We start from the raw sequence: 412 nt of genomic DNA on the forward strand, positions 1-412 counted from the left end.
TGCTCGGCGACAACATCTTCTACGGCAACGGCCTGTCCCGCCACCTGACGCGCGCCGTCCAGAACGCCGAGTCGGGCCGCGCCACGGTCTTCGGCTACCACGTGGACGACCCCGAGCGCTTCGGCGTCGTGGAGTTCGACGGGGAGGGCAGGGCCGTCTCCATCGAGGAGAAGCCCGCCGAACCCAAGAGCTCCTACGCCGTCACCGGCCTGTACTTCTACCCGGGCGACGTGGCAGCCAAGGCGCACGAAGTGAGGCCCTCGGCCCGCGGCGAGCTCGAGATCACCACGCTCAACCAGATGTACCTGGAGGAGGGGACGCTGTCCGTGGTGACCCTCGGCCGCGGCTACGCGTGGCTGGACACCGGCACCATGGAGAGCCTGCACGAGGCCGCGGAGTTCGTCCGCGCCGT

1 protein-coding gene is annotated in these 412 nt (G+C 69.7%); it reads left to right on the forward strand.

The genetic code is table 11. The features are described from left to right. Positions 1-412 (forward strand): sugar nucleotidyltransferase (locus DW171_RS10055; RefSeq protein ID WP_255413401.1); only part of this gene is annotated, 412 nt, incomplete at both ends.

The sequence above is a fragment of the Collinsella sp. AM15-2 genome (genome assembly GCF_003471985.1).
Taxonomy (GTDB): Bacteria; Actinomycetota; Coriobacteriia; order Coriobacteriales; family Coriobacteriaceae; genus Collinsella.